Source organism: Paraglaciecola arctica BSs20135, from assembly GCF_000314995.1.
Lineage (GTDB): Bacteria > Pseudomonadota > Gammaproteobacteria > Enterobacterales > Alteromonadaceae > Paraglaciecola > Paraglaciecola arctica.
In genome coordinates, this window is sequence record NZ_BAEO01000024.1 from 77460 (window position 1) to 90861 (window position 13402).

General features: G+C 38.1%; 12 protein-coding genes, 1 tRNA gene and 1 riboswitch. Of the genes, 11 read left to right on the forward strand and 2 right to left on the reverse strand.

Going from position 1 to position 13402, the window contains the following annotated elements; genetic code table 11:
- From GARC_RS08805 to GARC_RS08815, 3 genes are all read left to right on the forward strand, one after another.
- Window positions 1–612, forward strand: coding sequence for an energy transducer TonB (locus GARC_RS08805; protein WP_007618993.1), 612 nt, complete (start codon window positions 1–3; stop codon window positions 610–612).
- Complete coding sequence (locus tag GARC_RS08810; RefSeq protein WP_007618994.1) at window positions 612–1874, forward strand: tetratricopeptide repeat protein; 1263 nt, start codon at window positions 612–614, stop codon at window positions 1872–1874. Before GARC_RS08805 ends, GARC_RS08810 begins: the two co-directional genes overlap by 1 nt.
- A 114-nt stretch (window positions 1875–1988) precedes the next feature.
- Window positions 1989–4070, forward strand: coding sequence for a spermidine synthase (locus tag GARC_RS08815; protein WP_007618995.1), 2082 nt, complete (start codon window positions 1989–1991; stop codon window positions 4068–4070).
- 7 nt (window positions 4071–4077) lie between these two features.
- On the opposite strand, the gene GARC_RS08820 is transcribed toward GARC_RS08815, so the two are convergent.
- Window positions 4078–6189: a tRNA(Met) cytidine acetyltransferase TmcA gene (locus tag GARC_RS08820; RefSeq protein WP_007618996.1), complete on the reverse strand. Its 2112-nt coding sequence runs from the start codon at window positions 6187–6189 to the stop codon at window positions 4078–4080.
- A gap of 194 nt (window positions 6190–6383) precedes the next feature.
- Here GARC_RS08820 and GARC_RS08825 point away from each other — a divergent pair, with 194 nt between their 5' ends.
- The 8 genes from GARC_RS08825 to rimI all read left to right on the forward strand — a co-directional run bounded on the left by GARC_RS08825 (window position 6384) and on the right by rimI (window position 12826).
- Window positions 6384–7235, forward strand: a complete 852-nt coding sequence (locus GARC_RS08825; protein WP_007618997.1) for a hypothetical protein — start codon at window positions 6384–6386, stop codon at window positions 7233–7235.
- A 96-nt stretch (window positions 7236–7331) separates the two neighbouring features.
- A riboswitch (TPP riboswitch) is annotated at window positions 7332–7435 on the forward strand.
- 57 nt (window positions 7436–7492) lie between these two features.
- Window positions 7493–9616 (forward strand): TonB-dependent receptor, encoded by a 2124-nt coding sequence (locus GARC_RS08830; protein ID WP_007618998.1) that lies wholly within the window; start codon window positions 7493–7495, stop codon window positions 9614–9616.
- Between the two features lie 59 nt (window positions 9617–9675).
- The gene (locus GARC_RS08835) at window positions 9676–9933 is read left to right on the forward strand and encodes a hypothetical protein (protein WP_007618999.1); all 258 of its coding nucleotides are present in this window, start codon (window positions 9676–9678) and stop codon (window positions 9931–9933) included.
- Window positions 9933–10538: a nicotinamide riboside transporter PnuC gene (pnuC, locus tag GARC_RS08840; RefSeq protein WP_007619000.1), complete on the forward strand. Its 606-nt coding sequence runs from the start codon at window positions 9933–9935 to the stop codon at window positions 10536–10538. Before GARC_RS08835 ends, pnuC begins: the two co-directional genes overlap by 1 nt.
- Window positions 10535–11326, forward strand: a complete 792-nt coding sequence (locus tag GARC_RS08845; RefSeq protein WP_007619001.1) for a phosphotransferase — start codon at window positions 10535–10537, stop codon at window positions 11324–11326. The genes pnuC and GARC_RS08845 overlap by 4 nt, the downstream gene beginning before the upstream one ends.
- Window positions 11327–11464: 138 nt before the next feature.
- Window positions 11465–11541: transfer RNA gene (locus tag GARC_RS08850), tRNA-Trp, on the forward strand.
- Between the two features lie 312 nt (window positions 11542–11853).
- Window positions 11854–12354 (forward strand): DNA polymerase III subunit psi, encoded by a 501-nt coding sequence (locus GARC_RS08855; protein ID WP_007619002.1) that lies wholly within the window; start codon window positions 11854–11856, stop codon window positions 12352–12354.
- Window positions 12355–12379: 25 nt separating this feature from the next.
- Window positions 12380–12826, forward strand: a complete 447-nt coding sequence (rimI, locus tag GARC_RS08860) for a ribosomal protein S18-alanine N-acetyltransferase (RefSeq protein ID WP_007619003.1) — start codon at window positions 12380–12382, stop codon at window positions 12824–12826.
- A gap of 74 nt (window positions 12827–12900) precedes the next feature.
- On the opposite strand, the gene GARC_RS08865 is transcribed toward rimI, so the two are convergent.
- On the reverse strand, window positions 12901–13155 hold the full coding sequence (locus tag GARC_RS08865) for a helix-turn-helix transcriptional regulator (RefSeq protein ID WP_007619004.1): 255 nt from the start codon (window positions 13153–13155) through the stop codon (window positions 12901–12903).
- Window positions 13156–13402 lie beyond the last annotated feature (247 nt).

Consider the following 13402-nt stretch of genomic DNA (forward strand, 5'->3'; position numbering starts at 1 on the left):
ATGGGTCGATTAATAATTTCTATATTGTTAGGTGGTGTAATAGCCTTCCTTCTTTTTATTGTGATGGCAGAGTTGATTTCTAATTCTGGAAGACCACCACCGGAAGCTGGTAAAACGGTTGTAATCGATATTGTTATGTCTACGCCAGACGATTCGACACAGCTTAGGCAAAGGGTTCCGCCACCACCGCCACCGCCACCTAAGCAGCCACCTAAAATTGAGCCTGTTGAACCGGATGTGGCTGAAGTTAATACAGATGGATTAGGCTTTAATATGCCTAGTGTTGATGTAGGAGGTGCTTCGGTCAATATTGGTAGTGTGGGTGCAATGCGTGATGGAGATGCTACACCTATCGTAAGGATTGAACCAAAGTATCCGGTTCAGGCTGCGCGAGATGGTAAGGAAGGCTGGGTTAAATTGTCTTTTACTATCAATGAAGTAGGTGGTGTTGAAGACGTCACTGTTATTGACGCGGATCCCAAACGAGTGTTTGACCGTGAAGCAAGGCGTGCTTTAGGTAAATGGAAATACAAACCTAAGATAGAAGATGGTAAACCGATGAAGCAATTCGGGCTAACAGTGCAACTAGACTTTAAGTTGGATCAATCATAATGAAGAAACATCTAAAACATTTATGTGTGGTTTCAGTGATGTCTGTTGCCACTATTATACCGGCCAGTGTTTATGCTCAGGCATCTGCTCCTATTGCATGTCCTGATTATAAACGCGGAGCGACTAACATTCCTGGTCAAAAAGTAGGTAAAAAGGTTGGGAAGGCCCTTGAAGCTTACAATGAAGATTTAGTTGATGAAGCATTAACAATTCTTTATGAAATAGATACTTCTGATACATTTGATCGGGCGTTTGCCGATAATTTTATCGGCAAATTATTAGCATCTCAAACTGGTAAAGCAAAGAAAGCTATCGAGTACTTGCAAAAATCAGTGGCGCCTAATAAGTTAAATGATTCCGAGCAGGTTCAGACGATAAAGTTGATTGCCGACTTGAGTCTTCAAGAAGAGGAATATGATAGTGCAATTAAGTACTATCAGCAGTGGATGAAGGTTACTTGTAAAGAAGACTTTGATGTCTACTTTAGAATGGCTAACGCTTATTATCAGACACAGAAATATGCTGACATTATTGCGCCCATCAATAAGGCAATAGCCTTAGCTGATAAGCCTAATAAGACTGCCTATGCTCTTAAAATGACTTCTTACTACAATCGCAAAATGTATAAAGAAACAATTGAAGTGCAGGAAGAGACAGTTAGGATATTTCCTGATGACAAAGCTCAGTGGACACAGCTAGGATTCTTCTACATGCTTGTTGAAGATCACAAAAAAGCATTGTCTACGTTTGAGATGGCTTATAATCAGGGGTACTTAGTTAAAGCGGCTGAATTTAAAGCGCTTAGCCAGTTGTATTCTATGAATGATATACCTATTAAAGCTGCGCAAATATTAGAAAAGCACGTCAAGTCTGGCATAATCAAAAAAGACGAAAGAATGCTTACAAGTATTGCTTCATCATATCAACAAGCTAAAGAGTTTAAAGAAGCTGCTGACTTCTATGGACAGTCAGCTTTATTGGGTTCTGATCCTGATTTATATCAGAAGCAAGGTATGGTGTATTACGCTTTAGAACGTTATAGCGACGCTATAGTTTCTTTACAAAAGGCTTTGGATGGCGGCTCTGATAAAACAGGTGCTATTCATTTAGCGATGATGCAAGCTAATTTTGATAAAGGTGACTTTAGGTCTGCTTACAAACATGTGCTGGAAGCAAAAAAGGATAATTCCACAGCTCGAAATGCTAGGAGTTGGGAACCTTATATCAAGGAAAAAGCGAAGAATCGCGGTATTAAGCTTTAGTTTAAAAAGCTCCCGTAGGGAGCTTTTTTTTGCGCTTAAATCTTAATTTTTTTGCTGAATTTGATGTTTTGATACACCTAATACTCTAATCTTAAGTCAACGTCTGAAAAGTTAATGCAATATTTCATCTCAGTTTTTATTAGTGCCTTTCTGGTTTTCCAAATTCAACCTATCATTTCGAAAATTATATTGCCTTGGTTTGGTGGTGGAGCCAGTGTCTGGACTACTTGCATGTTGTTTTTCCAATTCTTTTTATTGGTAGGTTATTTATATGCTTATATACTGACCAAAATATTAAGAGTTAAATATCAGATAGCGATGCATTTGGCTTGCTTGTTATTAAGCTTGTTTTTGTTACCTATCAATATTGCTGACATACAAAATATAGTGATAAGTGGCTCGCCTACTTGGGCTGTATTGAAAGTATTATTTTTTAGTTTGGGATTTCCCTATTTAATATTATCGGCGAATACGCCTCTACTACAGCATTGGTTCACTAGCGAAACTAATGGCGCGAATCCCTATAGGTTGTACGCCATTTCTAATGTTGGTGCATTTTTGGCGCTTATTAGTTATCCAGTAGTCATCGAACCTTTTATGCCACTCGACTGGCAGATTAAGTTATGGTCCACTATTTATTGGTTATTTGTACTGATGGTTGGCTGGATTTTTTATATAGTTGCTAAGCAAAATAGCCAAGATAGACTATCTATTGATGAACAACTGATTAGTTCAAAGATTCATTTTTCCAGATTGATTTTATGGTTTATGCTTTCGGCCTTAGGTGTGATTTTATTGGTGTCAACCACCAATGCCTTGACGCAAAATATACCACCTGTGCCTTTTCTGTGGATTGTTCCTTTAGCGATATATTTGCTTACCTATGTAGTGGCATTCAGTAATATTGCTATTTACGTTAGAAATATTTGGCTGCCTTTCTTTATGCTGCTGTCATTTGTTGCCTTGTTAATATATTTCATAGGTGGGCAATTTGACATTATTACGCAGTTATTGATTTATCTGTTGATTTTGTTGTGTGGTTGTATGATTTGTCATGGTGAATTGAATTCACTTAAACCACTACATGGAAATACAACTTTGTTTTATTTGGTGCTATCCGCCGGTGGAGTCTTTGGTAGTTTTTTAGTGACTTTTGTCGCTAAGAGTTTGTTTGATGAGTTTTTGGAATTCCCATTGGCAATTTTTGGTGTTCTGGTTCTAGCTAGTGCTTCAATGTGGTGGAACAAACAAAATAGATTAACCGAAGCTAAGTCCTGTGGCGCTAGTGTTGTCGCCAAAAATCAGCTTTCTATATTAACCACAGGGACTGCCGTTGTCGCACTGGTTTGGTTATTCGCTTTCGGCAAACTTAACAATCAATACCAACAATACGATATTGCTAAGGCGCGAAATTTTTACGGGATACTGTCTGTTAAAGATATCTCTGAGGGCAAAGTTAATGAGAGAAGATTAATTGATGGTACTACCTCTCATGGCAGTCAATCTTTGCCTCTGTCTAAGTCAACAGTGCCTTTGAGTTATTATCGTCCGGGTACAGGCGTACAACTGGTCATTGATGAATTGTCGAATGACAAGCTATTACAAGTAGGGATCATTGGTTTAGGGGTAGGGGCGTTAGCTGCTTACGGTCAATTGGGAGACCATTATACTTTTTATGAACTCAACCCACTAGTAGCAGACTTTGCTAATAGATATTTTAGTTATTTGGACAGTACTGAGGCTGACGTCGATGTAAAGTTAGGGGATGCTCGGGTTACTTTGCAAAATGAATTAGATTTAGGGCATAACAATGCATTTGACTTACTTATCATTGATGCGTTTTCAGGAGATTTAATACCTACTCATTTGATGACCCAAGAAGCATTTTTATTGTATCAGCAGCATATCAAAGCCCAAGGAGTTATGGCTTTACACATCTCCAATAGGCACTTGTCATTATTGCCAGTCATCATGAACCATAGTAAAAGCCTAAATATGCAGGTTATGTTGTTTGAAACACCAGGTGATGGTTATGAACATGATGCCCAGTGGGTGATATTGACAAATAATAGTCTAGTGACCCAATCACCTAAGTTAATGGCTATGCAAACACCTAAAGCTAAGGGGCAATATCAAAACGTCTTATGGACGGATGATTATTCAAGTTTATTAGCAATATTAAAGGTCCTAAACTAAATACTCATTACTGAGCTATTAGGATTTTTGCAAAGCTCATTTTTAAGGCTTGTTCGATTTGTTTTTTGCCACTCAAGCTAAATTTTGCGGCAAGGCTTTGGTCCGTTATATTTTGTAATAATGCGGCTACCAACAAGGCTTGTTCTTGTGTCGTTAAACTTAAAAGGCACGTTGGATTGTTTATCAGGTACTCTTTTAATAGTCTCTTGCAGGTAAAATAAGCCCGTTTCCCAATGGCAAATTGCTTAAGTGTTTCTATATTTTCACATGGACTTACTTTTGCCGTGGTTGCAAATAGTAGAATTTGCAAAATTAAATCTTCAGATAAGTATTGAAAATTTTTATCCATTTGATAAAGCAATTCCTGGTGAAATTCTTTATGCATAAGGCCAGACATTTCCAATGCTCTATTTGTTAAAGGTTTAATACAAATAGCACTGTGTTCACCACTTGATACTTCCGGCTTTACACTAAGTTTTGTGAGTAAAAAATCACGACTGTACCAAAACTTTAGGATGTCAGTATTACAGCCAAAAGACGTGGTTAAAAACTCAATATGTTGCTGTCTCGCCTGTTGCTCTACATATTTAATTAATTGTTTACCCAGCGCTTTTCGCTGATGTTCAGGGGCTATCGCAATTCTACTAATACGCCATTGTTGAGCTAATAGAAAGGGGCTCATGTTATAAGAGGACGAGAGGTTTTGTGCAACTAAATGTCCTTTTACTCTTCTGCTACAATCAGCAATATTGGCGGCAAGTTCACTAAAACAATTGCCTCCTTCTTCGACTATTTGCGCCACGCCAATCAAATCGACACCTCTGCTCAATATAAAACATTCTATTTCAGGAGCATCTAATAAACGTTGTAAGTCGTCTTGGCTGGTTTGATAGTGGGCGTCGATTAATAAACTAAAGATACTCGCGAGTAAATTTTTGTCGCTGGATAATTGTGCCTTTGATACGTGCTGACAGTTAATGGTCTGGTCCATCGACTCAATATTTTGAATACTGTGCGACATATTTTGGAACATTGTATTGAACCAGAATTGTTCTAATGTGTCGTGTTTATACCAGCGGATCGGTTGTATCATATGGACTGTTTTGAAATTGGGTTTCAATAGTGCGAGTTGCTTTATAAAACGCATTTCAAAGCCTCGACCACTGCCTTCATATCCGTGAACTGTAGAGCTAAATACAACCCGCGTAAATTTTTCAGCAAGTTTATTTAGTATATTTACAGGAATTGCAGAGGCTTCGTCTATTAACAACAAATCTACTTTAGATCCATCTTCTAATAAGATATCTATGGGTTTAAAGGTTAATGAACTCGTCTGATATATCACGCTATTTTTAGTTACAAGAGCATCAGGTAATAAGCGTTTAATATGAAAAAACACCTGTTCGACAGTATGAATGTGGGGTGCAGTTAGGCATATCGTTTTTGCAGATATTTGCATTAATTTAGCTGCTGCTATTCCTAACGCTGAAGATTTGCCTCGGCCTCTATCAGCGGTTAATACTAAGGGGCGATTTCTGTGTCCTTGAGCGACACTGCAGATACTTTTTACGGCTAGTTCTTGCTCGCGATATCGGTCATTATTCGAACTTTCTTCAACAACAATTGCCTGACCAAAAAATTTATCTTTAGACAACATAGCGACAGAACTATCTTCATTAAATGCAGATACTAAGTGTCTAATAAAATAGCTAGGTGTATGTTTGTTTTGGTAACCATAAGAAATACGATTAATTTTTTCTGGATCAGCATAGTTTGGCCATTCAGATAATTCAGGACATAGAATAACCATTAATCCATTAGCCTTTACTGTGCCACTTAACGCCATAGCTGCATTGGCTCTAAATCCACTAAAGCAATCTAATACAATCCAGTCATATTCGTGCCCTAATTTAGAACGGTAGTCTTTAATCTCAACGTTATGGTAATTAGTTTGGGTTTCTCCTATCCATAAAGTACTTTGTATATCCTGATCATCTAATAAGCTAATCGCAGCGTTTTTTACCCAATCTTCTCGACCTGTTATGACTAACAATTGTCTGTGACATAACTTTGACTGACGTTGTTGAAACCAACGGAATAGCTGCTCAGGTAAATTCACAAAAATTCTTATTTAAGAGGGTTGGATATTATCCGCTAGTGTAAGCAAACTAACTTAAGAATACGAATGTGGTTTTGCATTATCCTTGTATTTACTTTGATACAATTCAACTGAGGATCCCCTTATCTAATATGAAATACTTGTTTCTAAGCAGATGTATAAATTAAATTGTTATTAATTCAGAGGATAAAAAATTGGTACTTAGAGTTGTTTTACTTATTACTATAAACTTTTTAATAGCCTGCAGTTCATCGGCTACTAGTACTGATGATTATATCGTTGTAGCAGAGAGTGATTTGCCTGATGAGCTGAAAGAAACTTCCGGCCTTTACTGCCCAGAGGTTGGTTCAGCTTATACTGTCAATGATTCTGGGAATAAGCCTATTATTTACAAAATCGACCACGCTGGGCGAATTATAGGTAAAACCATTGTTGCTTCTAAAAATACAGATTGGGAAGCATTGACTGGAGATAGCGAACATTTTTATATCGGTGATGTGGGTAACAATAATGGCAAGCGAAAGTTTGTTCAGATCCATGGCGTGGATAAACAAAACGGTAAAACCGAGGGAAATGTCTCAACAATGTCGCTATTTTATAGTAATAACGATGTTAAAAATAATGAGTATCTCAATCATGACTTTGATGCAGAAACATTGATTAGTGTTGATGATAGCCTGTTTTTATTTTCTAAGAGTTGGAAAACTGGCACCTTATTTATTTACCAAGTAAATAAAACCCAGGCTGAGCAGTTTGTAGAACATATAAGTGAGGTTAAAGGGCTACCTGGTATTATTACAGGTGGTGATTTTGACCGCAAAAACAGTAGATTTATTTTGGTTGGGTATGGTGCACAGTTGCTGGGGCGTATTACCCCCTTTATTGTTATTCTTAATAGGGATTTTACTTTGCAGACGTCTTTCGAACTTTCTGGTTACGGACAAGTAGAAGGGGTATGCGTGTCGTCAAATGGAGAAGTTTGGTTTACCCAGGAAAGTTCTTTATTATCCAAACACAAACTAGTCAAATTAAAAGTAACTAAATAAATACTATTTTGCTCTTACAAATTACCATTCATCTATTGCGAAGGTCTATTTGCCTGTTACACTGCGTCCGCTAAATACGAGGTAGAACAACTGTATTTAGCAACCAAGGGGAGCCATTTGGCTGAGATTTGAGGAAAGACTCATCAACCCTTATACCTGATCCGGATAATGCCGGCGTAGGAATGGTAAGACACTTATCCCCATTTACCTGCCGTAAACCCGGATCTTTTCAACTCATACTGAAGAGATCCTTTTAAATGAAATTTAGTAAAAAGCCACTGGCTAGCTTAATCAGCCTATGTTTAATCAATTCTTATGTATCTGCGCAAAATATTGATACTCAACTTTCTGAGCAATCTGAGCAATCTGAGTTAGAACGTATTATTGTCCGAGGTGCATTGTCAGCCACACCTTTGTCCGAAATGGCGACCAGTATTTCTGTGCTAAATGAGCAAGCAATACAAGATCGCCAAGCCCAGCACCTTGAAGATATATTAAATCGCGCTGCGAACGTTAACTTTGCTAGTGGCGCTAGCCGTGGACGTTTTGTGCAAATTCGTGGTATCGGTGAACGTAGTCAGTTTACCGATCCTATTAATCCTTCTGTTGGTTATCTAGTAGATGGTATCAATTATTCTGGATTGCTCGCTGGGGCAAGTACCTTTGATATCGAGCAAGTTGAAATATTTAAAGGGCCTAACAGTGCGCGTTTTGGTGCCGATGGTCTTGCGGGTATGATCAATGTGCTAAGTAAGGATCCATCAGAGCAAACCAGTGTTAACGCTCAATTTGGTATGGCCAATTACGGTAGCTGGAATGTAGGAGCTGCAGTTGGCGGTGGGCTAAGCGATAGCGTAGATTATCGTTTATCGGTTCATCAAAACACCAGTGATGCCTTTGTGGAAAATACTTGGCTCGGTAGAGATGACACTAATGGTGTTGACGAGTTAACTGCAAGAGCCAAACTAAATTGGCAGGCGACTGACAAGTTATCTATTAAAACAGTCATTCACTTGATCGATGTGGATAATGCTTATGACACTTTTTCACTCGACAGAGACAGAACTACCTTATCGGATGAGCCAGGCGTAGACACGCAAGAAAGTGAAGCTATTGGTGTAACCATAGATTATCAAGGTTTAGCTTGGGCTGATGTACAACTTCAGAGTAGCTTTATGCAAGCCGATCTTGCTTATGGATTTGATGAAGATTGGGGATATGTGGGTATAGCGCCCGGGTGGGAATATTCATCAACAGACTATTATTTTCGAGATCGTGAAGATAGTACTATTCAAGCAAAATTAATCAGTAAAAATAGTGAAGTTAATACTTGGGTTCTCGGATGGTACTTTGCCGACAAAAAAGAAGACTTAACACGTGAGTACACTTGGCTTTCCAATCCTTTTGAAAGTAGCGTAGCACGTATTGATAGCGCGTTATTTGGTCAATATAAATATGTTCTGTCTGATACTCAGTGGTTAACAACCAGTTTACGCTTAGCGTCACAAAAATTTGATTATGACGATTCTAATCTTATTGACCAAGAAATTGATCATACTGACTGGGGGGCAGAGGTAAGTTATCACCAAAAAGCAGGTGATAATAGTATGCTCTACCTTAGTTTATTACGCAGTTATAAAATGGGCGGGGTCAATGGACAGGCACTGAGTAAGGCTGAGGATGATGATTTTGCCGATCTTCAATCATATATACTCAATAATGCCATTTTTGATGCTGAGTCCTTGGTAGGTCTAGAATTTGGCATAAAAGGTACCAACGACGACGGCAGTTTAGTCCTCGATTTTACAACCTTTTATCAAGAACGTAATGATGTGCAATATAAAAACTCTATTGTTGAAGGACAGTCATTTGTCGACGTATATGATAACGCCGCCGATGGTAAAAATTATGGTATCGAAGTTAGCATAAATTATATGTTGTCAGACAATGTCGATGTTTTTACCAATATTGGTTACCTTAAAACCGAGATCAATGGCATTACCCGTCGCGATGGTGATGTTACTGAGACTATTAACGAAAGAGAACAAGCCCATGCACCTAGTTATCATATCAATGCCGGTCTAAATTGGCGCGTTGCCGATAACCTAAACTGGTTAATCGAATTTGATGCCAAAGATGAGTTCTTTTATTCATTTAGCCATGATCAACAATCAGACAATATCTTCATCGCCCATACTAGCCTAGATTACCAAATCGAAAATTGGCAGGTTAGTTTATATGCTCGTAATTTGTTTGATAAACAATACGCCAATCGTGGATTTTACTTTGGAAACGATCCCCGAGACGAGTATGAAGGCCATTTATATGAACAGTTTGGTGAGCCTCGCCGTGTAGGTATCAACTTTAAATATCAATATTAATAACGATATACCAAGCCGGAGCTGACTTATCACTCCGGCTGTAATCATAAGGAATCAAGATGAAATTAGTTGTCGAAATATCCATGTATCCTCTCAAAGAACAGTACATAGAGCCCATTCAGGAGTTTATTGATCGTTTAAATACTCATGAGAGTCTCAAGGTAGTGACGTCTGCCACTAGCACTTTAGTGAGCGGGGATTATCTACCCACAATGCAATTGTTAGCCGAAGAAATGCAACGTAGTCATCAAAAAGTAGGACAAGCCATATTTGTCTGCAAGTTTTTAAATGGCGATAAAATGAGTACTGAAATTTAATGGAAAGTTTTCTAGGGCAACTAGCGGCGACATCTTTTTTGGAGGGCATTGCGGTTGCTTTAGCTTTGGCTTATGTGTGGTTGGCGGCGAGAAAAAATATCTGGTGTTGGCCATGTGCTTTACTGAGTACAGGAATTTATACTTGGTTGTTTTGGAGTGTGTCTTTACCTTTTCATACTGGGCTGAATTTCTACTATTTAATTATGGCTGTTTATGGCTTGATAAAGTGGCGTAATAATCCTGCAGATACTTTTTCTGTGCAAAGCTGGTCAATATCCCGGCATGTGATATGTATTACAGGGCTGACTATTGGAGCCCTGACATTAAGCCATTTTGCCAGTAGAGTGCTGGATGCAAACTATATACATCTAGATGCATTTATAACGGTTTTTAGTGTTTTTACAACTGTGCTTGTAGCCCATAAAGTACGAGAGAATTGGTTATACTGGATTGTCATTAATCTGTTTGCTGCCTACCTTTATTTTGCCAAAGATTTAGCTTTAACAGGGATCTTATTTGTATGTTATACCGGCTTTGCAGTATATGGTTTTATTCAATGGCGAATAGCACCCGTTAAAGTAAAAGGCCAAGCAGATACAATATGAACGACTTAAAGGTTATGCTGGAAGCTGAGCTAAAAGAATTAGATTTTATCCAGTCGGACTTTTACCTCAAAGCTTTTAATGGCGGGACAGTAAATAGTAGTTATCGCCTTGAAACATCTAACAATCGTTATTTTGTAAAAACCTTTGAGTCAGATGAAATTACGATATTAGACAGAAAAAAACTCTTCGATGTTCAACGTGAACTTGCGGTTAAGGAGCTTGCAGTAACACCAATCTATCTATCTAAGTCATGTAGTTTTCAAATTGATCAATGGTTTGATTCACCAACCTTAGATCAAGTTGATTTATCTAACCGCATTATCACCAAAAGCTTAGCGTCTGCACTATCAAAATTACATAACACTAAGATAGATGCGCCGGAGCTAGATTTACCTAGGCAATGGCAACATTATATAAGTCTGATTGATGTGTCTCTTAGCATTTCAGAACAGCAAACATTAGAGAATTATGCGGCTATATGGCATCAAGCCTGCTCGACTAAAACAGTGTTTTGTCACAATGATTTGGCTTTATCCCATGTTACCCATACTCAGCCTAACAAAATTTTTGATTGGGAATACTGTGCCATATCTTGCCCCTATTTTGATCTGGCATCATGTATTGCTGTAAATGGTTTAAGTGCAACAGATGAAGCAAGCTTATGCGCATATTATTCTGAAGAAAGTGAACAACTGTTATCAGAAGTGATTGCCAAAGTCACTATTATGAGACCCCTTGTGGAATTAACTAATAAGCTTTGGTATGAGGCTGCTCGTAAATTATCTTAATAGCCCTTGCTGAATCCAGCATTTTGCGATTTTTTGGATTTATAGCTCATTAAATGTGCAGTTGATCGTTAGATGTCTATAGTAAAAGCAAAATCACTTTACCTTTCGCTTCCCGTCAGTATAATTCAGGCCGTCAGCAGGGGTGTAGTTCCAATTGGTAGAACAGCGGTCTCCAAAACCGATGGTTGGGGGTTCGAATCCCTCCACCCCTGCCAAATAATTAAAAATCAACCTGAGTAGATCTTTGGTTGAAAAGTAAAACGTGATTGTGAAGGGGGAGGGTGAGAACGCCCACGGGGTTGACTAATTTTTCTGGAATAAATTAGAACATGCGGAGCATGGCCTCGAAGGGGTGTAAGGCAGGAAGCTTGGAATACAAATCGTCTGGAACGATTTGAACCGCAACAGCGCCGCTTGCGGTCAGTTACATGGATGTCACTGAGGTAATCCCTCCACCCTTGCCAAATTTTCTTATACGCGTTTTTAAATCGCAACTTATCTCATTAAATTCATGCTAATCTGTTGAAATGGAAAATACTTCTCATCTTGTCTTAAGTGATTATCAACGCGCTATTTTGAATGAAATGGGCGTATCCTCATGGCAGTTAGCTAATGAACAACAGGCTCAAGTAGAAGTCGAAAAGCAACCCCTTAAAGCGATTGCTGCCTTGTCTAAAGTAAAATCAAAAGAAGATGCCCTAGCCAAGTTGCAACAACTCAAAGTGCAAACGCAAACTAGCGAAGCTACTGAGTCTGTGTTAGTAACCTTTTCAAAAAGCGATGCCAAACTGCCAATGTTTACCGATGTATTAATAGCGTTGGGTTTGGATGCTAAACAACAAAAGCATATTTCAACAGATGACTTGAGTCATTATTCGAATTATCCCTTGTGTTGGTCACAAGGTGAAAAGGTTAACTTGTCTGATAAACAACTTATTACCCCAACTTTATCTGCGTTAAATGACCCTGATATCAAAAAGCAACTTTGGCAGCAATTACTAGGTGCCTTATCTCTTGAAAAAAATTAACTAAATAACTGACACCATAAGTTCGATGAAACCACAATTTTCCCCCTTAACAATTCAAAATAGTGATCCGTATTTTGAATTGCATAAACAAGGACAGTATTCACCTTGGTCCCGCAAGATATTTGAAGACTGTTTAACTAAGCCTTATTTTGCTTATTCACTCGACCATGATAATCAGCCATTAGGTTATTACATTGCTATGACAGTATTAGATGAAGTGACATTGATGGATATTGTGGTCAGTTCTGCCCATCAAGGTAATGGTTTTGGCAAATCCTTATTGCAACACCTTTTGGATCACTGTAACCAAAATAATATTCAACAAATTTGGTTAGAAGTGCGTGAGTCAAATGCAGCAGCAATCAACCTTTATGACAATGCCGGTTTTATTTTGGTTGAACAGAGAGTGAATTATTACCCCAGCGCAAAAGGTAAAGAAGATGCTTTGATTATGTGTTGTTACTTAGGATAAAAGTGAAATTTGAATAATTAAGAATGTTATCAGAATAAGGGGGAAGGAGAGGGGGACAAGCCCCCAAATAAAACTTATCGTCGTGCAGCCGTAACATTTAGAGTTTCAGTGTTGTCTTGACGATCAACCGCTAATTTCACAAACTTAGATGAGTTGTAGTTACAGCCCACACACATAGCGATAAATTGGTTCATACTCGGCGCACCGATATTTTTTTCCCAATTTTCGTAAGTTTTGCGGGTTTTTACGTTAGCAAGTTTTGCCATTTTAACTGTAGTTAACCCAGCATCAAGTCGCATTTTTCTTAAGTCAGCACCATTAATATACATTTTTAGTTCCTATTATGATTATTGAAACAACTGCAGAGTGGCATATTAGTATTATTACTAAACTCCGCTTTCATTCTCGATTTCAATAATACAAATAAAAATGTGGATTTGACTCCACGCGGTGAATTAATTGCACTAAATTGGGTAAGTTTATGATTCGTATAGTTAAATTTTTAAGGTCCAAAATTAAATATTCAGTCCCTTACGGGACGAATATATCTTTTATATTTTAACTTAGGCAATCATA